Origin of the sequence: Streptomyces populi (assembly GCF_002911015.1) — a bacterium.
Taxonomy (GTDB): domain Bacteria; phylum Actinomycetota; class Actinomycetes; order Streptomycetales; family Streptomycetaceae; genus Streptomyces; species Streptomyces populi.
The window spans coordinates 24,306-43,472 of the sequence record NZ_KZ626912.1; the positions used below are offsets into that span (position 1 = coordinate 24,306).

Below are 19,167 nucleotides of genomic sequence, written 5' to 3' on the forward strand. Positions count from 1 at the left end.
TCCGGGCCGGCGGCGGCCCGCGCGGCCGCCGGGACCTTCGCGGGCACCTTCCCCCGTTCGGACTTCCCCGGGAGCCGGTGCGGCTGACGCATGGTCAGCTGGCAGGGTGCAGCTACTCCCCGAGGGCGCCCGGCGGCTGGCGGCCTGGTGTGTCGTGATCCTCCTGGCCGCCGGGGTGGGATGGGTGGGGATCCAGCTGTGCGCGGAGTTCCGTACGGCGGTGGTGCCGGTACTGCTCGCACTCCTCGGGACCGCCCTGCTCGGACCGCTGCACCGGCGGATGATCAAGGCGCGGATCAACCGCTCGCTGGCCGCCGCCCTGACCTGCGTCGCGGTGGCCGTCGTGGTCGGCGGTGCCGTCTACGTCGTCGTCGCCGCGCTCATCCACACCGGCTCCCAGATCGTGTCCTCGCTCCGGGAGGCCTCGCGCAGCGTCGCCGAGCACTTCGGCGCGGCGGGCACCTCGCTCGACGACATCGCGGCCAACTCCCAGGACCTGCTGGCCAAGTTCGGCGGCACGGCCGCGTCCAACGTGGTCAGCGGTGTCAGTGTCGTGGCCGAGACGCTCGCCGAAGCCTTCCTCGCGCTGCTGCTCGTGTTCTTCTTCCTGCGCGACTCGCACCGGGTGGCCGGATCGCTGCGGTCGCTCGCGCCCCGGGGGACCGCCGACGTCGTCGAGGCCATGGCCCGGCGCGCCTACGGGGCCGTCGAGGGCTTCATGCGCGGGACGACGATCATCGCGCTCATCGACGCCCTCTGCATCACCGTCGGACTCCTGGTCCTGCGCGTCCCGGGCGCGGTCGGACTCGGCGCGCTGGTCTTCGTGGGGGCGTACATCCCGTACCTCGGCGCGTTCATCTCCGGAACGGTGGCCGTCCTGGTCGCCCTCGCGGACCGGGGGTTCGTCATCGCCCTGTGGACGCTCGGTGTCGTGCTCGCCATCCAGATGCTGGAGGGATACGGACTCCAGCCGATGATCCAGAGCCGGCAGGTGCAGATGCACCCGGCGGTGGTGCTGCTCGCCATCACGGCGGGCGCGTCCGTGGCGGGCGTCCTCGGCATGCTGCTCGCCGTCCCCCTGACGGCGGCGGTCTTCGGCGTCGTGCACGAACTCCGCGTGCTCTACGCGCCGGAAGGACCGGAGGGGCCGACAGGACCGGGGACGTCGGGATTCCCCGGGGGGCCGGGAGCACCGGCGCCGTCCGAGGACGCGTAGCCGCCGGAGGACCCCTTGCCCTCCGCGGTCTCCGCGGTATCGGTGGCCTCCGCGGGGCCCACGGAGGCCGGTCCGCCGAGGTCCGTCGCCTCGGCGAGCACGTCCCACGCGTCCGACGGCGCGGGGCCGTCCGGGGTCCCGGGCCCGTCGGAATCCTTGTCCGGTTCCTCGGAGAACTCGAACCAGATGCTCTTGCCCTCGCCCCGCGGGTCCACCCCCCACGCGTCCGCGAGCATCTCGACGAGCACCAGTCCGCGTCCGGACGACGCCAGCTCCCCGGGATGGCGCCGGTGCGGCAGGTCGTCGCTGCCGTCGGCGACCTCGACCCGCATGAACCGCTCGCCCGGCTCGCCCGCCACCTCGGCGACGAGCAGGGCGTCGGCGTCGGTGTGCACGAGGACGTTGGTGACCATCTCGGAGACGAGGAGGACCGCGGAGTCGAGCTGGTCGGCGGAGGCCCAGTCGTGCAGGAGCTCCCGCAGCTGCTGACGGGCGTCCGCGATCCGCTCGGGCTCGTCCTGCGCCACCGTCAGCATCGTGCGGCGCGTCGGCGGCCGCGGGGGCCGGGCCGTGTCGTCGCGGACGCCCACCAGGGGCAGCCGGTACAGCAGCAGCACCGCTATGTCGTCCTCGCGCCGGTCGGCCAGCGGACCGGTGGTGTGGTGGGAGGAGGGCCCGTGCACCGCTTGGACGAGCGCGTCGGCGAGGGTCTCCATGTCGCCGTCGTGGGATTCGAGAGTCCGGCGGATGCGGCGCCAGCCGGTGTCGAGGTCGTGTCCGCCGGTCTCGATGAGCCCGTCGGTGCAGATCAACATGGTCTCGCCCGGCTCCAGGACGAGCCGGGTGGTGGGGTAGTCGGCGTCCGGGTCGATGCCGAGCGGCAGCCCGCCCGCCGTGGGCCGCATCAGCACGGTCCCGTCCGCCATGCGGATCGCGGGGTCGGGATGCCCGGCGCGGGCGATGTCCAGCGTCCCGGTCGCCGGGTCGACCTCGACGTAGAGACAGGTCGCGAAGCGCACATCGGCGGGGTCCGCCGGTTCCTCGCTCTCGTCGGCGCCACCGCTCGATCCGTAGGTCACCGAGTCGGTGACCCCGTAGAGGAAACGCGCCGCCCGGGACAGCACCGCGTCGGGGCGGTGGCCCTCGGAGGCGTAGGCGCGCAGGGCTATCCGGAGCTGGCCCATCAGGCCTGCCGCGCGGACGTCGTGACCCTGCACGTCACCGATGACCAGGGCGTAGCGGCCGGCCGGCAGCGGGATCACGTCGTACCAGTCGCCGCCGACCTGGAGCCCGCCGCCGGTCGGGACATAGCGTGCGGCGACGCTCATGCCCGGCATCCGCGGGCCGAGCGTCGGCATCATCGAGCGCTGGAGGCCGTCGGTCAGCTCCCGCGCGGTCTCTGCGGCTCCGGCGCGGGAGAGCGCCTGCGCGAGCATGCGGGCGACGGTCGTGAGAACCGAGCGCTCGTCGGGAGTGAAGGTGACGGGATAGGTGAAGGCCGCCATCCACGCGCCCATGGTGCTGCCGGAGACCGTGAGCGGCAGGAACGCCCACGACTGCCGCCCGAAGTGCCGTGCGAGCGGCCAGGACGCCGGGTAGCGGTCCTTGTACTCCTCGGGGGAGGAGAGGTAGACCGCCCGGCCCGTACGGACGACCTCGGCGGCCGGATAGTCCGTGGCCAGCGACATGTGCGAGAAGGGGCCCTCGTCACCCGGCTGGTGCCCGTGATGGCCGATGACCGTCAGCCGGTCGCCCTCCGCGCCGAAGACGGCGAGACCGTCCGGCGAGAAGCCGGGCATCGACAGCCCCGCCGCCACCCGCAGGACCTCCGTCGTGGACCGCGCCTCGGCCAGCGCCCGTCCCGCGTCCAGCAGGAACGCCTCCCGTGAGCGGCGCCAGTCCCCGGTGACCGGGGTGCGCGCGGCGGCGTCCGGAGGCTGCTCGCTGACCTCCTGGAGGGTGCCGATCAGCTCGAACCGTCCGGTCCCGGGGTCGATGAGCGGCTTGGAGCGGCTGCGGACCGTGCGGAGCACCCGGCCGTGTTCGTCCATGATCCGCATCCGCGCCTCGGCGAGCGTGCCCTCGGCCACCGCGAGCTGCACCACCCCGTCCATCTCGTTCCAGTCGACGGGGTGGACGTGGGAGCGCGCGCCCGCCGCGGAGAGGGTCGTCCGCTCCGCGGGCATGCCGATCAGCCGAGCGGCCTCCGCGTCGAAGGTGACGAGTCCCGAGGCGTTGTCCCAGCGCCACACGCCGGTGGCGAGCATGGCCAGGACGTCCCCCACGGCGGGCAGGGACTCACCAGTGCGCATGCGCCCACTGTAGGAACAGATGATCGGTGCCTGCCACCGATGCCGTGCGGGGCGGCGAGCCGCGGCCGGGCGGTTAATGATGGGGAGGTGATCCTGGGCTGCCCGGTACCCTGGGGGTGTTTCACGTGAAACAGCCCCCCAATCCGCGAAGACTGGATGAACCTCGATGCATCGGTACAGGTCCCACACCTGCGGCGAGCTCCGCGCCTCTGACGTCGGCACCGACGTCCGGCTGAGCGGCTGGCTGCACAATCGCCGAGACCTGGGCGGCATCCTCTTCATCGATCTGCGCGACCACTACGGCATCACGCAGCTCGTCGCCCGCCCCGGCACCCCCGCCTACGAGGCCCTGGACAAGGTCTCCAAGGAGTCGACCGTCCGCGTCGACGGCAAGGTCGTCTCGCGCGGCACGGAGAACGTGAACCCCGAGCTGCCGACCGGTGAGGTCGAGGTCGAGGTGAGCGAGGTCGAGCTGCTCGGCGCCGCCCAGCCGCTGCCGTTCACGATCAACGCCGAGGACGGTGTCAACGAGGAGCGCCGCCTGGAGTACCGCTTCCTCGACCTGCGCCGCGAGCGCATGCACCGCAACATCCTGCTGCGCACGGCCGTGATCTCCGCGATCCGTCACAAGATGACGGCGCTGGGCTTCAACGAGATGGCCACCCCGATCCTCAGCGCCACCTCCCCCGAGGGCGCGCGCGACTTCGTGGTCCCCTCCCGGCTGAACCCCGGCAAGTTCTACGCGCTGCCGCAGGCTCCGCAGCAGTTCAAGCAGCTGCTGATGATCTCCGGCTTCGACCGCTACTTCCAGATCGCGCCCTGCTTCCGCGACGAGGACGCCCGCGCGGACCGTTCGCCGGGCGAGTTCTACCAGCTCGACGTGGAGATGTCCTTCGTCGAGCAGGAGGACGTCTTCCAGCCGATCGAGAAGCTCATGACGGAGCTGTTCGAGGAGTTCGGCGGTGGCCGTCACGTCACCTCGCCGTTCCCGCGCATCCCGTTCCGCGAGTCGATGCTGAAGTACGGCTCCGACAAGCCGGACCTGCGGGCCCAGCTGGAGCTCGTCGACATCACCGACATCTTCGAGGGCTCCGAGTTCAAGGCCTTCGCCGGCAAGCACGTGCGCGCGCTGCCGGTGCCGGACGTGGCCGGCCAGACGCGGAAGTTCTTCGACGGACTCGGTGACTACGCGGTCGAGCAGGGCGCGAAGGGCCTGGCCTGGGTGCGCGTGGGCGAGGACGGCTCGCTGACCGGCCCGATCGCCAAGTTCCTCACCGAGGAGAACGTCGCCGAGCTGACCAAGCGCCTCTCCCTGGCCGCCGGACACGCGGTGTTCTTCGGCGCGGGCGAGTTCGACGAGGTCTCGAAGATCATGGGCGCGGTGCGGGTCGAGGCCGCCAAGCGCTCCGGCAACTTCGAGGAGAACGTCTTCCGCTTCTGCTGGATCGTCGACTTCCCGATGTACGAGAAGGACGAGGACACCGGGAAGATCGACTTCTCGCACAACCCGTTCTCGATGCCGCAGGGCGGTCTGGAGGCCCTGGAGACCCAGGACCCGCTGGACATCCTCGGCTGGCAGTACGACATCGTCTGCAACGGCGTCGAGCTGTCCTCCGGCGCGATCCGCAACCACGAGCCCGAGATCATGCTCAAGGCCTTCGAGATCGCGGGCTACGACCGGGAGACCGTCGAGGAGCAGTTCGCCGGCATGCTGCGCGCCTTCCGCTTCGGCGCCCCGCCGCACGGCGGGATCGCCCCGGGCGTCGACCGCATCGTCATGCTGCTCGCGGACGAGCCGAACATCCGCGAGACGATCGCGTTCCCGCTCAACGGCAACGCGCAGGACCTGATGATGGGCGCGCCCACGGAGCTGGACGAGAGCCGGCTGCGCGAGCTGCACCTCTCGGTCCGCAAGCCGCAGCCGAAGTAGGCCGGCACCGCGGCGCGGACGGGCGACGCACACGGAAGTGGCTCGGAACCAGCGATGGTTCCGAGCCATTCTCGTGTGGCGACCGAAACCACAGCCCGCACCCATGCTGCTGACAGGTCGGCTCCCTACCGTCCCGCGCATGACTGAGACCCAAGGACCCGCGCAGCAAGGGAACATGACCCGGCGCAAGGTCGTCGTGGCGGGCGGAGTGGCCGTGGCGGCCGTGGGCGTGGGCGGCGCGGCCGCCGTGAACGCGTTCGCCGGGGAGGCCACGGCCGGCACCACGACGACCGCGTCCGGTGCGGAGACCTGTTACACGCTGACCTCGGAGACCACCGAGGGCCCCTACTACATCGACGCGGACAAGATCCGGCAGGACATCACCGAGGACCAGGAGGGCATCCCCCTGACCCTCACGCTCAAGGTGATCGACGCCGAGACCTGCAAGCCGGTCAGGAACGCCGCGGTGGACGTCTGGCACTGCTCGGCGCTGGGCGTGTACTCCGGCTACGAGGCCATGAGCAACGGCGGTGGCGGCGGCGGTCCGTCGGGCGGGCCCACGGACGTCCCGACCGGCACCCCGACCGGTGAGCCCCCGTCCGGTCCTCCCCCCGGGGGCGGTGGCGGGCACGCCGAGCCCACCGACGACAAGCGGTACCTGCGCGGCACCTGGAAGACCGACCGGCACGGCCACGTCACCTTCAGGACGGTCTTCCCCGGCTGGTACCAGGGCCGCTGCGTCCACATCCACGTGAAGGTCCACGTGGACGGCACCTGGACCGACGCGGGTTACGAGGGCGGGCACACCTGCCACACGGGCCAGCTCTTCTTCTCGGAGAAGTCGGTCCTGGCGTCCGCCGAGGTCGCGCCGTACTCCACGAGCACGGTCACCCGCACGACGCTGGACGAGGACACGATCTACCCGGGCAACGGGCACGAGGGCGGGCTGCTGTACCTCGCGTACGACAAGAGGCACATCGCCCGGGGCGTCCACGGCCGTCTGACGATGGGCGTCGCCCCGGACGAGACCCACGACAGCACCGACACCGGTCCGAGCCCGTCGGCCACGTCGTCCTGATCTCCCGGCACACGGCGGCCCGGAGCGCAACGGGTTCCGGGCCCTCCGCCCCCTGACAGGCGGAGGGCCCGGAACACGGGTGCCCGGCAGGGCAGCCCGTCACGGGGGACGTGCTCAGGTGTCGTACGTGCCGTCCCACGGCTCGGAGAAACCGAGGCGGTCGGGGTACAGCTCGGCCCAGGCCTCGCCCTCGTCCTCGCGGGGCACCAGCCCGAACAGCACACCGTCGACGGTGAGCCGGAACGGCCGGATCGCGATGTCCGTGTACGAGCGCCGGGGCAGACTGCGGAGCAGCTTCGCCAGGTGGATGCGGGCGCGGGAGAGCACCGAGAACTCGCCGTGCGGGGCCCCCTGCTGTTCGGCCCAGGTGCCGGCGCACCAGATCTCCGAGTCGTTGTAGTGGCCCTCGTCGTCGAAGGTGTGGAGAACCACGTACAGACGTTTGTGCTCTTCCCAGCCGTCGTCGGGACGGAACCCTTCGGGGAAGGCGTACGTGATCGACGCCAGGAACTGACCGTCCGCGTACCGGCCTATGGTCTCGGTGCGGTGCTTCGGTTCGTAGGCGATCGGGATGACCTGGGGGACTGCCATGGCGGAAACCATACGGGTGGCCGGGCCCCTTGTGGTGCCGGGGTCGATTACGGATCGGTGGCATTGGAGCGAGGGTGGTTCTCCCGGCTCTTCGCGGGTCCTCCGCCGGTCCTTCACCGGGCTCCCGCCTGGTCCTCGGCGACGGGAAAGGGGGCACAGGACGGTTCGTCCGTGCCCCCTTTCCCGGTCGGGGAGCCGTCAGGAGACGGACCGGTATCCGCCCCAGCCGGTGGCTATTTTCGTGCGGGAGCCGAACGATCCCTTGCCGTCCCCGTTGTTGCGGTACAGGTTGCCGCCGGTGTCCCGGGAGACCAGGTCGGCCCGGCCGTCGTCGGTGATGTCACCGACCACGACGACGGTGTCGTAGGAGCCGCCCCAGTCGCCGAACACCTTCACGCGGGCGGCGAAGGTCCCGTCGCCCTTGCCGGTGTAGCGGTAAAGGGTGTTGGACGTGTCCTGGGCGAGCAGGTCGCCGATGCCGTCGCCGTTGAGGTCACCGGCCCCGACGATCTTCTTGTAGCTCTTCCAGTTGTCGTAGAGCTTCACGCGGGCGGACAGCGTTCCCGTGCTCGTCCCCTTGTAGAGGTAGACGGTCCCGGTGGACGCGACGCGCGCGATCAGGTCGGGCCGGCCGTCGCCGCTCACGTCGCCGGGCGAGGTCAGGACGTCGTACTGCGTCCAGCCGCTGCTCGCGAGGGTGGTGTACGACGTCGTCGGGGTGACCGCGGCGCCGCAGCGCGGCTTGTACGCGCGCAGGGCGCCACTGCTCAGCCGGACGAGGACGTCGTTGCAGCGGTCCCCGTTGAGGTCGCCGAACGGGACCGCCTTGATGCTGGTGGCCCAGCCGGAGCCGCTGATCTTCTCGCCGAACTTTCCGGTGCCGGTGCCCGACTGGAAGGTCAGGCCGCCGGACGAGTTCAGGGTGAGGAGGTCGCCGCGGCCGTCCACACCGTCCACGCTGCCGAAGTCGTGCCGCACCGGCGCGCCTCCCTGCAGGAAGCCCTCCCCGGTCGCCACGGTGACCGCCGAGGCGGTGCCGGTGCCGGTGGCCTTCAGGGTCCAGGTGAACCCCCCGTTCGGGAAGCGGGCGTTGTCGACCGTCGTGCCGGACCAGTCCGTGGCCACCCAGGCGGTGGACGCGCCCCCGGTGACCGTGCGGGTCGCCTTGCCCCGCGCGCCGCTCTGGACGGACGCGAAGGTCACCGACCAGGAGGAGACCGGGCGGGACAGCAGCCAGGAGCCCTGGAAGGGCGTGCCGGAGCCGACGAAGCTCGTGGTTTCGGACCTGAAGGCCGTCACGGTGGACGGGGTGACGCCGGTCGTGGCGACGTGCGTCTGCTCGAACAGGTCGAACCAGGCGACCAGGCCCGTGTACTCGTCCACGGTCCAGCGGTAGCGCCGGTCGGTGGCCGTGCCCTTCTCGGGGAGGTCGGAGGCGAGGACACGGGTGGCGCCGGTGGCCGCCTCGGTCAGGACCAGGGTGCCCGCGGCGTGGTCGTGGCGGACGGTGAAGCCGTCGCCGAGGAGCACGTCGCCGCCGCTCACCGCGCGGGACGTGGCGGCCTTGGTGTCGTACACGCCGGCCGAGTCCGTACCGCAGGCCCAGTAGACCCAGCGGCCCGCCGCCTGGAGTTCGCTCGGCACGCAGGACATGCCCGGAACGGTCACCGTCGCGAGGGTCTTGTCCTCGGCCAGGCTGTACGGGGTGAGTTTGCCGGTGGTGGAGGCGCTCCACAGGGTGGAGCCGTTGAGGGCGGCGGCGCGCACCGACCGCTTCAGCTTCTGGCCCTGTCCGAACTCACCGATGTACTGCTCCGGGGCGGTGCCCCCGGATTCGTAGACCGCGTAGTCGTCCGAGACGTCGACGATGTGGCCGCCCGTGGTGCCGAACTCCAGGGTCCAGTCCGAGGAGCCGTCCGTCATGGCGGACAGCCGGTCCTTGCCGGTCAGACCGCTGCCGGTGGTGCCGAGGAAGGCGTCCCGCGGGTCGTCGCCGCGGTTGCCCCAGAGCACCGAGCAGGTCACGCCCGGGTACGGGCAGCGCGAGAGCACCTCGTCCCCGGCCTCGGGAGCGGAGGCGGTGAGCTGCCCGCCGGTCACGGCGAGCGTGCGCAGCGAGGTGGTGTCCGCGGTGCCGCTCGGGTCGTCCTCGGCGACGCGCAGACTGCCGCGGCTGAGGGCCAGGCCGGTCTTGGCGTTCTCCTTCGCCGGGATCCGCGCGAGCTGCTCCAGGCCGGGCGTGCCGTCCGCGGCCTCGGTGAAGCGCCGCACCCACCAGTCGTCCGCGCCGGTGCCGCCGGTGACGAGGGCGGTGCCGCCGGAGGCGCCGAGCAGGTACGAGCCCGCTTCGGCCGCGAGGGTGTGCGAGGAGCCGTCCTTCAGGGAGACGGCCCGCAGCTCGCTGGTGCCGGTGCCGGTGTACAGCGGGAGCAGCAGCCAGTCGCCGGAGAGCACGGGGGCGCCGTCGAGCTGGGTGCCGGGCGAGGGCAGGTCGATCACCTGCTCGTCGGCTCCGGGGTCCGTGCGGGGCTTGAGGTGCAGGTCGCTGCTTGCCGAGTCGTACCAGCCGATCCGGTCGTCGTCGAGGAGGGCGTACTGCCGCGAACCCGGGCTGGGGAAGGCCGGGGTCGCGGTGGCCGTCGCCAGGTCGAGGTAGTCCACGGTGCTACCGCGGTCGATCAGCACGCCGTGCGCGTCGGCGGCCCTGACGGCGAGCGAGGTGATCCGCACGGAGGCGGGCTTGATCGCGCGGGAGCGCCAGGTGCCGTCGACGCGGTCGTGCACCGCGTACTCGGTGAGGACCGTCCGTCCGGCGAGCCCCCGGTACGCCTCCTTCGTGGTGATGGAGGTGGTGGTCCGGGTCGCCGGGTCCCACAGGGCGACGGATCCGGCCGACGGCAGCGCGACCAGGTCGCTGTCGCTGCCGTACCAGGCGACCGCGCAGTTCGGCCCGCCGAGACTGGCGCAGGAACCCTCGGGCGTGTACACCCCGGCGGCGTTCTTGACGACCGTGCTGGTGCCGTCGGCGTAGTCCGTCCACAGCAGACCGGTGATCCCGGTCTGCCGGTGCAGGAAGCCGCTCGTACCGGCCACCAGCGGGCGGTCCGTGCGCGGCTGCGTGTCGGCGGGATCGGCCAGGGTGATCTCGGAGGCGGACCCGGCCGGGTCCGCCGAGGCGCCGTTCTGCGGCAGAACGGCGATGGCCGCGGCCGCCAGGGCGACCGCGAGCGTGGAGACGACGGCGGACGTGCCGCGTCGTCTCGGGGCGTTTCTGCCCACGTGAAGTGTCCCTCCCCGCGAGGGCCCCCGCCCTCGCACAAGTGCGCGGATGCTAACAGGAGGTGACGACCAGTCCGATGGTCAGGGTCGGGTAAAGCCGCTGGTGGAGCGGCTCGTTTCCCGGCCGGTCGGGTGATCGGGGCATGCGAAGGGCCCGGGAACCGTTCGTTCCCGGGCCCTGTCGAGCGGTCGCCGTTACTCCGGCGCGCCGCCGAAGCGCTCCTTGTAGGACTCCAGGTCCTCGTCCGTGATCTTGGCGAAGAGGACCGGGGGAACGGTGAAGGGGGTGCCGGCCGGGAGGAAGGCCAGGGCACGGGCCTCGTCCGCGCTCACCCAGGTCGCCGTGTCGTCCGCGAGGGCGAAGGCCGAGCGCATCGCGCGGGCGGACGCCGGGATGAAGGGCTCGGAGACCACCGAGTACAGGTGGATCAGGTTCATCGCCGTACGGAGGGTCAGCGCCGCGCCCTCGGGGTCGGTCTTGATCTCCAGCCAGGGGGCCTTCTCCTCCAGGTAGGAGTTGCCCGCGGACCACAGGGCGCGCAGCGCGGCGGCCGCCTTGCGGAACTGGAGGGCCTCCATCTGGGACTCGTACTCCGCGAGCAGGCCCGCGATCTCGGCACCCAGCTTCGCCTCGGCCTCGCCGGCCTCCGAACCCGCCGGGACCTCCTCGCCGAAGCGCTTCTTGGAGAAGGACAGGACGCGGTTGACGAAGTTGCCGAGGGTGTCGGCCAGGTCCTTGTTGACCGTGGCCGTGAAGTGCTCCCAGGTGAACGACGAGTCGTCCGACTCGGGGGCGTTGGCGATGAGGAAGTAGCGCCAGTAGTCGGCGGGCAGGATCTCCAGGGCGTGGTCCGTGAAGACACCGCGCTTCTGGGACGTGGAGAACTTCCCGCCGTAGTACGTCAGCCAGTTGAAGGCCTTGACGTAGTCGACCTTCTTCCACGGCTCGCGCACGCCCAGCTCGGTGGCCGGGAACATCACGGTGTGGAAGGGCACGTTGTCCTTCGCCATGAACTGCGTGTAGCGGACCGGGTTCTCGCCGGAGTCCGCGTCGTACCACCAGGACTTCCAGTCGCGGTTGTCCGTGTCCTGGTCGGACCACTCCTTCGTCGCGCCGATGTACTCGATCGGGGCGTCGAACCAGACGTAGAAGACCTTGCCCTCGGCGGCCAGCTCCGGCCAGGTGTCGGCCGGGACGGGGACGCCCCAGTCCAGGTCACGGGTGATCGCGCGGTCGTGCAGGCCCTCGGTCAGCCACTTGCGGGCGATGGAGGAGGCGAGCTGCGGCCACTCGGACTCGTGCCGGGCCACCCACTCCTCGACCTCGTGCTGGAGCCTCGACTGGAGGAGGAACAGGTGCTTCGTCTCGCGGACCTCCAGGTCCGTCGAGCCGGAGATCGCCGAACGCGGGTCGATCAGGTCCGTGGGGTCGAGGACGCGCGTGCAGTTCTCGCACTGGTCGCCGCGGGCCTTGTCGTAACCGCAGTGCGGGCAGGTGCCCTCGACGTAGCGGTCCGGGAGGAAGCGGCCGTCGGCGGGCGAGTACACCTGCCGGATCGCGCGCTCCTCGATGAAGCCGTTCTCGTTCAGGCGGCGCGCGAAGTGCTGCGTGATCTCGCGGTTCTCCGGGCTGGAGCTGCGGCCGAAGTAGTCGAAGGCCAGCTCGAAGCCGTCGTACACGGCCTTCTGGGCGTCGTGCGCCTGGGCGCAGAACTCGTCGACCGGCAGGCCGCGCTCCTTGGCCGCGAGCTCGGCGGGGGTGCCGTGCTCGTCCGTCGCGCAGATGTACAGGACGTCGTGGCCGCGCTGGCGGAGGTACCGGGAGTACACGTCCGCCGGGAGCATGGACCCCACCATGTTGCCCAGGTGCTTGATCCCGTTGATGTACGGAAGGGCGCTGGTGATGAGGTGTCGAGCCATCGCGGGCTGCTCCCAGGTCGCTGCGTGGGGCGACGATCGCGTCGGATTTCCGGTGGGCGTCTCGTCGCCGGTGAACCTTGAAATCGTAGCCGACACGGGTGGGCCGCCCGCTTCCCGTTTTGAGGCGTGGGAAGGGGGCGGCCCTGGGTACTGCCCGGACGGGTGATTACGGGCGCCAGTTCTCCAGCACGCCGTCGTAGACCTCGACGTCCGTCAGCTCGCGCGGGGCCGGGCCCGCGTGGAAGAAGGCCGTGTTGCCGGTCTTCAGCTTGCGCAGGTAGTCGAAGGCCTTGTTGTCGTGCTCGCCGAAGGCGACGAACGAGAAGAAGACGCCCGGGTGGTTCTTCGCCGCGTCCGTGAGGGACTGGGTGGCGGGGGTCTTGGCGTCCGGCGCGCCGTCCGTCTGGAAGATCACCAGGGCGGGGTCGCCCGCGCCCGACCGCTGGTGGTGGGTGACGACCTCCTCCACGGCGACGTGGTAGCTCGTACGGCCCATGCGGCCGAGGCCGGCGTGCAGGTCGTCGACCTTGTTGTCGTGCTCGGCGAGGGTGAGGGCGCCGGTGCCGTCCAGCTCGGTGGAGAAGAAGACGACGTGGACGGTCGCCTCCGGGTCCAGGTGGGCGGCGAGGGCGAGGGCCTGCTCGCCCAGGGCCTGGGCGGAGCCGTCCTTGTAGTAGGCGCGCATGGACGACGAGCGGTCGAGGACGAGGTAGACCTTGGCGCGCTTGCCGGCGAGGTCCCGCTTCTGGAGCGCGGTACCCGCCTCCTGGTACGCCGTGACCAGGGCCGGGGCCTCGTCCTTGACGCGGCTCAGCGGTACGGCGGAGTCGCCCGTGACCGGGGTCTCGGCGACCGGCTCCGCCACGACCGGCTCCGCCACGACCGGCTCCGCCACGGCCGGCTCGGCCACGACCGGCTCGGCCACGGTGACCGGCTCGGCCTCGACCTCGGCCTCGGCCTCAGGCTCCGCCTCGGCCTCGACCGCGGCTTCAGCCTCGGGCTCCGTGGCGGCTTCCGCCTCGGCAACCGGCTCCGCCTCGGCGACGGGCTCGGCCTCGACCTCGGCTGCGGCTTCCGCCTCGGCTTCGCCTTCGGCGTGGTCGTTCCCACCCGCACCACCCGTGCGGCTTTCGTCGTCGGCTGCGGGTGCCGCCTGGGGGGCCTCGCCGCCGTCGGCGACCGCGGGCTCGTCCACCTGAGCGGCCTCGGCAACGGGCTCTGCCTCGACGACGGTCTCGGCCTCGACCTCGGCGGTCGCCTCGGGCTCCGCCTCGACCTCAGAAGCGGCTTCGACCTCGGCGACAGCCTCGGCCTCGGCCTCGGCCTCGGCCTCGGCCGCGGCAGCGGTGACGGGCTCGGCCTCAACGGCGGCGGGCTCCGGCTCGGCGGCGGGCTCGGCCTCGGCAGCCGGCTCGGGCTCCGCGGCAGCAACGGGCTCCGCCTCGACCTCGGCGGCAGCCTCCGCCTCGGTGGCAACGGGCTCCGGCTCGGCGGTGGGCGCGGGCTCGGGGGTGGTCGGGGGTTCTTCGCTGGTGGGCTCAGCCGGAGGCGCCTGCTTCGGGACCGTCACGTTGTCGAAGGCGGCCGACACCAGCTCGTCGACCACGGAGGGCCCGGGCTCGGAGGTGGGAGCCGGAACCTTCGGCTCGGCCTCCGGAGCGGAGGCGGAGGCCGGCTCGGCCTCCGGGGAGAGCGTCGGCTCCGCGGCAGGAGCCGGGACCGTCGCGGTCGACGCGGCCTCTCGCGAGGTCTCCGCGTCCGCGTCACGACCCTTGCGTGAGCGGCCGAACGCATTCCGCAGGAGAGTGAGAATGCCCATGTGCGCAACCCTTCGCGTGAGTTGATCCCGTCAATCCCTGGCCAGGACGGACACGTAAGGTTAGCGGCCATAGACGGTGATCTTCGGCAGGGGCGGCAGACCGGACAAAGGTCAGGTCAACCCCCTTACGGCGCCCACGGATTCACTTTCCTATCACGGGGATTTGTCGGAATTAGGAGTTCCGCCACGCACCTTCCCCCGGCATCACACTTGTGTCAAGAGATTGTCAGGGGAGAGTAAAGCGCGTCCGTTCCGCGCGGGAGCGGGGAGCGGGGCCGTGGCCGAATCGTCGGTGCCGACGCCGCCCGTGTCAATGAGGTGAGGCGATCGCCCTGGCCGCCGCGACCTCCTGCCGCACCGGTTCGAGGACGCTGTCCGCGGGTCCGGTGAGGTCGGTGCGGACGGCGAAGAGCACGTCCGTCCGGCGCAGCCCCTCGGACAGCTCCCGCAGCTGGCGCGCGACGGTGGAGATCTCCGCGGCGGAGGGCGCGGCCGCCCCCTGCCGGACCCGGACCCGGGCGGCGGTCGTCGCGTCCACGATCCGCTCGACGGCGACGACGAGCGGCATCCAGGCCGCGGCGCGGCGCCCGTTCGGCGGCGGCTCGGTCAGGGCGCGCTGGAACTCCGTACGGATGGAGGAGAGGTCGCGGTACAGGCGCCGCCTGCTGCGGGCACGGGCCCCCGGCTCGACGGCCTCCCCGAAGGCCAGCTCGACATGGTCGGCGGTGTCGGCGACCGCGTCCGCGAGCCGGTCCCCGACCCTGGCGTGCCAGCTCTCCGGCCACAGGAGGTAGCCGGCCACCAGGGCGATGGCGCAGCCGATGAGGGAGTCGACGAGACGGGGGACGACGAGCCCGGTGCCCTGGTGGTTGAGGATGTCGGACAGCAGCAGGATCACCGGGGTGATGGCGGCGGTCTGGTAGCCGTAGCCGCGCGGGGTCAGGGCCGGGACGAGCGCGCCGAGCACCATCAGCACGGGCACGTCCCACCAGCCGCGCGGGACCACGGTCAGGACGGCCGCCGCGACCACGAGGCCCGCGACCGTGCCGAGGGCGCGCAGCAGGGCCCGGGAGAAGACGGAACCGTAGTCCGGCTTCATGACGAAGGTGATGGTGAGCGCGACCCAGTACGAGCGCGGCACCTCGACGGTCGAGACGAGCACCTGGCCGAGGCCGATGCACAGGGCGAGACGGGTGCCGTAGCGCCAGGAGGCCGCCGACAGCAGGACGTCGTGGGTGGCGCGGGCGGCGCGGACGCGCAGCGCGGCGGGCCGGCCGAGGCGGTCGTCGAGGGTGCCCGGGTCGGGGGACCGGTCCGTCACGACGGCGGCGGCGTGCCGCAGGGCGTGGTCGACGGCGCGCCCGGTCTCGTCGGCCGGGTCCGGGAGCCGCAGTTCGAGGGGCCCGGTGCCGCCGGTCTCGACGGTGTCGGCGAGCAGGCGTACGGCGGCGGGGATCTCGGCGGGCAGCGGGTCGCCCCGCTGGTGGGCGGCGGGGGCGGCCTCGACGACGGGGGTGACGGCGTTCAGCTGGGCGAGCAGCCGGACGAGGTCGGGGCTGCGGCCGTGGTGGAACGCGCGCCGGGCGAGGACGAGGTCGTACGACTCGTTCAGGGACTGCGTGACGGTCAGGCGCAGCCGCTCGTAGTCGTCGGTGCCGCCGGCGGCGAGCAGGTCCGCGACCGTGCGGTAGGTGTCCGCGACGGAGGACCGCTCCGGCACCCCCGAGCGCAGCGGCCAGGCGAGCAGGGTCAGCGCGAGGACGAGGAGTCCGCCGCCGGACATCAGCAGCGGGGCGAGCCACCAGGCGCCGGGCAGCGGGAGCCCGGCGCCGATCACGCAGTTGATGAGCAGCAGCAGTCCGGTGACGGAGGCGACGGCGCCGATCGAGGAGATCATCCCGGAGACCAGGGCGACCACGGTCACCGTCACGACGGCGGTCCAGCCGTGCCCGAAGACCGCGGCGCCGATCATGATGCCGATCGCGCCGAAGAGCTGCGGGACGGCGATGTTGAGGATCCGCATGCGGTACGCGTCCGCGGTGTCGCTGATGACCGCGAACAGCGCGCCCATGGAGGCCAGGGCGCCGTACGCGGGCTGTCCGCGGGCGAGGCCCACGGCGAGGGGGAGCGACAGGGCGACGGCGGCGCGGGCGGCCGCGGCCCGGTTGACGGGGGCCCGTTGGGGCCGGAGGTTCCTGACCAGCCAGTCGGGAGGAGTGAGGCCGATGGGGAACTCGCGGGACATGTACCGAGTATGGCGGTTTTCCCGGGGGTGGTCCCGGCTCGGTCCCGCTGACGAGGGGCCTGGCCGGCCCCGCTGACGGAGGGTGGGACCGCGGGTGGGCGGGGGCGCGGTGGCCGCGGCCGCCGGCCGGCGGGAGGCCCGCTCGGCGGGGAGGGGTCAGGCGCCCACGTGGGTCGACCGCTCCGAGGGAGCCTGTAGGGGTGCCTCGGCCGGCCGCCGCCGGCGCGCGTACGCGCGGGCGAGCGCCGCGGCCAGAGACACCGTCAGACCCATGGCCAGCAGCAGCCAGCTGACGAACCGCAGGGTCTCGGTGAGGGCGTCGTACACCGCGCCCGCGGCCGTGCGGGACACGTCGGGCGGCAGGTCGTCGAGGGTGAGCCTGCGGCCGACGGTGATCGCGGCACCGAGCAGCGCGGCGCCCAACGCGGTGCCGAGGCCCGTCGCGAGGACCGCCCGGCGGCGGCGCACGGCGATGACGATGCCGGTCGCCGCGAAGACGACCGACGCCGACGGGAGCCAGAATCCGGCGACTTCGAGCACGTGGAACCCCTTCCGGAGCCGGGCCAGGTCCTCGGCCTCGAGCACGGTGATCTCGGTGTGCTCGACCGGGATCCGGTCGGCCAACGGCATGTGGTCGTCGGCGAGACGGCGTTTCACCTGTTCGGTGACCGGCGCGAGATCGACGGTCACCGCGCCCTCGCGGTCCTCGCGCAGCGCCCGCATCACGGCCTCGTGCGCCGCCAGGTTGGCGGCCTCCCACGCCGTGCGGTACGCCTCGGTCTCGGTGAACGAGCGCACGGCGTCCCGCACGAAGTGGTTCACCGGCCCCTGGAGCCTTGGCCGGACGTGGACTTCGCGCAGGATGTCGTCGGTGACGCCGGCCGCGATGGCGTCCCGGACGTCGTCGTCGGCGGCGAGCGGCGCCATGGTGGCCTCGTAGCGTTCGGAGTCGCCGAGGCCGTACGTCGCCCACGCCGACAGCGCGCCGAGCGGCGCGAGGAGGCAGGCGAGCGCGATCAGCACGGCCGACAGGGCGCTCCGGACACGAGGGGGCACGACTCCAGGCAAGACCTTCCGGCCCCCGCGGGCGAGCGGACCGACTGCAAATGGGCGCATACGACAAGCCGTACGGGGAGCCGCCGCACCCGTCCCGTGAAGCCGGCCCCGCCGCACCCGTCCCGTGAAGCCGGCCCCGGCCACCCGTCCCGTGAAGCCGGTCCCGGCCCCGCCCGGACCTCGTCGGCAGCCGTCCGGCCCCGTCACCACCCCGTCAGATTCCCGTCCACGCCCGCCGGGGGCCTCCCGGCCCGGCCGCCGGCCCCGCGCATCCCAACAACCCCAAGGGTTCTGACCGCTCGGGTGGAGCCCTCACCCGAACGGGTGTTTCCTGGATCTGGGGAGAAGGAGGCCGATATGCGCACCACCCCAGCACTGCGGACTCTTGCCGCGGCCCTGCTCAGCGGCGGTGTACTGACCGCCGTGGCCGCCGGTCCCTCCGTGGCGGCGACCGAGTCGGCGCACACCGGTGACGGTGGCTCCGGCAGCCCCGTCTGGGGCACCGTCATCTCCCGTGGGGAGATGAACCTGCGGCTGCAGCCCAGCACGGACTCGCCCGTCGTCGGAGCGCTTCCGTCAGGCAGTCAGGACCGCGTCCAGTGCGCGGTGAACGGGCAGAGCGTGCTCGGCACCAGCGTCTGGTACTGGCTCGTCGGCGCCCACGCCTGGGCCAGCGCCGCCTTCGTCGACACCGGCGGCCGGTCGGTGCCGGGCTGTTCGGACCCGTGTCCCGACCAGAAGGACGGGACGTGGCACAACGCGCACTGGGACCACGAGCGCAACCCGGCGAACGACCCCGGCTGGAGCGTGACCGCCTCCGGCTCCTGGACCTTCACCGTCTCCAGCGCGTGGAGCTGGACCGTGTCCGGCTCCTCCTCGAACTCCTGGGACTGGGTCCCAGGTGGCAGGTGAGTAGGTGAGTGAGGGAGACGCATGAGGCCCTGGCATCGCGCCGGGGCCTCGTGTGCCGTGTGCGCCGTTCCGCCGGTCACGGCGGAACGGCGCCTCACGGGATCAGCTCGACTTTCCCTCCGCGTCCTCGTGCGTGTAGTAGCGGTAGAAGGCCACCGCGTACACGCCCGCCGCCACCGGCAGCGACATGAACACGGACCGCAGGATCGTCGCGTCGGTCTGGCTGTACAGGAAACCGAACGCGCAGCCCGCGAACACGGCCCACACCAGCGCGTGCGTCTCGCGCCGCATCAGCGGCGCCACCGTCCGGGCACCCACGTAGGCCGCGGCGAACGCGATGGCGCACACGAAGCCGAACAGCACGTTCCAGCCCGTGATGGCCCCCGCGTCCCGGTTGATGGCGGCGGCCCAGTAGCCGTAGACGAGCCCGCCGGCGACGGGCACGGCCCACTTCGCGATCGTGTGGGTCTGTTCCCCGAAGACGTCGGTCGATCCGGATGTACGTGGTGTCCCTGACACGGGTGCGGCTTGAGCCATGGAAGGACTCCTCTCTGCTCACCCCCGCCTTCCAGGTCACACCCCGCCGGGGCCCCTGGCAAGTCGGGACGGCACCCCCTCACGGCACGCTCCGCGGCACCCCTCACGGCACCCTTCGCGCCGCTTCTCCGGGATGCGGTGATCATGGTCGCGTGCTTCGCTGAGGTGCATGAAGCTCGTACTCTTCGGTGCCACCGGCATGGTCGGCAGCCGTATCGCCACGGAGGCGTCGGCGCGCGGACACCAGGTCGTCGCGGTCAGCCGGTCCGGAC

13 protein-coding genes are annotated in these 19,167 nt (G+C 72.2%); 5 read left to right on the forward strand and 8 right to left on the reverse strand.

All coding sequences use genetic code 11. From position 1 onward, the window contains the following. The first annotated feature begins 106 nt into the window (after positions 1-106). Positions 107-1,216: an AI-2E family transporter gene (locus CW362_RS29325; RefSeq protein ID WP_103552628.1), complete on the forward strand. Its 1,110-nt coding sequence runs from the start codon at positions 107-109 to the stop codon at positions 1,214-1,216. Here CW362_RS29325 and CW362_RS29330 read toward each other — a convergent pair. Next, positions 1,123-3,528, reverse strand: a complete 2,406-nt coding sequence (locus CW362_RS29330; protein ID WP_103552629.1) for a SpoIIE family protein phosphatase — start codon at positions 3,526-3,528, stop codon at positions 1,123-1,125. The two genes, CW362_RS29325 and CW362_RS29330, sit on opposite strands and share 94 nt — an antisense overlap. A gap of 166 nt (positions 3,529-3,694) precedes the next feature. Between CW362_RS29330 and aspS the strand changes: the two genes are divergently transcribed. After that, positions 3,695-5,458, forward strand: coding sequence for an aspartate--tRNA ligase (gene aspS, locus CW362_RS29335; protein ID WP_103552630.1), 1,764 nt, complete (start codon positions 3,695-3,697; stop codon positions 5,456-5,458). Positions 5,459-5,597: 139 nt separating this feature from the next. After that, positions 5,598-6,536, forward strand: coding sequence for an intradiol ring-cleavage dioxygenase (locus tag CW362_RS29340; RefSeq protein WP_240658097.1), 939 nt, complete (start codon positions 5,598-5,600; stop codon positions 6,534-6,536). Between the two features lie 114 nt (positions 6,537-6,650). On the opposite strand, the gene CW362_RS29345 is transcribed toward CW362_RS29340, so the two are convergent. The 6 genes from CW362_RS29345 to CW362_RS29370 all read right to left on the reverse strand — a co-directional run bounded on the left by CW362_RS29345 (position 6,651) and on the right by CW362_RS29370 (position 17,446). Further along, positions 6,651-7,127 carry a hypothetical protein gene (locus CW362_RS29345; protein WP_103552632.1) on the reverse strand — a complete coding sequence of 159 codons (477 nt, stop codon included), beginning with the start codon at positions 7,125-7,127 and terminating at the stop codon, positions 6,651-6,653. Positions 7,128-7,325: 198 nt separating this feature from the next. Then, positions 7,326-10,406, reverse strand: coding sequence for an FG-GAP repeat domain-containing protein (locus CW362_RS45365; RefSeq protein WP_103552633.1), 3,081 nt, complete (start codon positions 10,404-10,406; stop codon positions 7,326-7,328). 195 nt (positions 10,407-10,601) lie between these two features. After that, positions 10,602-12,326: a methionine--tRNA ligase gene (metG, locus tag CW362_RS29355; RefSeq protein WP_103552634.1), complete on the reverse strand. Its 1,725-nt coding sequence runs from the start codon at positions 12,324-12,326 to the stop codon at positions 10,602-10,604. 166 nt (positions 12,327-12,492) lie between these two features. Further along, entirely contained in the window at positions 12,493-14,145 is a 1,653-nt protein-coding gene (locus CW362_RS29360; RefSeq protein ID WP_103552635.1) for a VWA domain-containing protein, read from the reverse strand. A gap of 310 nt (positions 14,146-14,455) precedes the next feature. Then, complete coding sequence (locus CW362_RS29365; protein WP_103552636.1) at positions 14,456-16,390, reverse strand: FUSC family protein; 1,935 nt, start codon at positions 16,388-16,390, stop codon at positions 14,456-14,458. 156 nt (positions 16,391-16,546) lie between these two features. Continuing rightward, entirely contained in the window at positions 16,547-17,446 is a 900-nt protein-coding gene (locus CW362_RS29370; RefSeq protein WP_103552637.1) for a hypothetical protein, read from the reverse strand. Positions 17,447-17,803: 357 nt separating this feature from the next. Between CW362_RS29370 and CW362_RS29375 the strand changes: the two genes are divergently transcribed. After that, complete coding sequence (locus CW362_RS29375) at positions 17,804-18,358, forward strand: SH3 domain-containing protein (RefSeq protein WP_206301087.1); 555 nt, start codon at positions 17,804-17,806, stop codon at positions 18,356-18,358. A 102-nt stretch (positions 18,359-18,460) separates the two neighbouring features. Here the strand turns inward: CW362_RS29375 and CW362_RS29380 are convergent, their stop codons facing one another. Beyond that, on the reverse strand, positions 18,461-18,895 hold the full coding sequence (locus CW362_RS29380; protein ID WP_103552638.1) for a hypothetical protein: 435 nt from the start codon (positions 18,893-18,895) through the stop codon (positions 18,461-18,463). Positions 18,896-19,064: 169 nt separating this feature from the next. Between CW362_RS29380 and CW362_RS44850 the strand changes: the two genes are divergently transcribed. Continuing rightward, the coding region (locus CW362_RS44850; RefSeq protein ID WP_162684260.1) for an NAD-dependent epimerase/dehydratase family protein at positions 19,065-19,167 on the forward strand (103 nt) is incomplete at its 3' end.

Coding starts and splice junctions, on each gene's coding strand:
- CW362_RS29330 (WP_103552629.1), bottom strand. CDS start 3,528: ATGCGCACTGGTGAGTCCCTGCCCGCCGTGGGGGACGTCCTGGCCATG.
- aspS (WP_103552630.1), top strand. CDS start 3,695: ATGCATCGGTACAGGTCCCACACCTGCGGCGAGCTCCGCGCCTCTGAC.
- CW362_RS29340 (WP_240658097.1), top strand. CDS start 5,598: ATGACTGAGACCCAAGGACCCGCGCAGCAAGGGAACATGACCCGGCGC.
- CW362_RS29345 (WP_103552632.1), bottom strand. CDS start 7,127: ATGGCAGTCCCCCAGGTCATCCCGATCGCCTACGAACCGAAGCACCGC.
- metG (WP_103552634.1), bottom strand. CDS start 12,326: ATGGCTCGACACCTCATCACCAGCGCCCTTCCGTACATCAACGGGATC.
- CW362_RS29360 (WP_103552635.1), bottom strand. CDS start 14,145: ATGGGCATTCTCACTCTCCTGCGGAATGCGTTCGGCCGCTCACGCAAG.
- CW362_RS29365 (WP_103552636.1), bottom strand. CDS start 16,390: ATGTCCCGCGAGTTCCCCATCGGCCTCACTCCTCCCGACTGGCTGGTC.
- CW362_RS29375 (WP_206301087.1), top strand. CDS start 17,804: ATGCGCACCACCCCAGCACTGCGGACTCTTGCCGCGGCCCTGCTCAGC.
- CW362_RS29380 (WP_103552638.1), bottom strand. CDS start 18,895: ATGGCTCAAGCCGCACCCGTGTCAGGGACACCACGTACATCCGGATCG.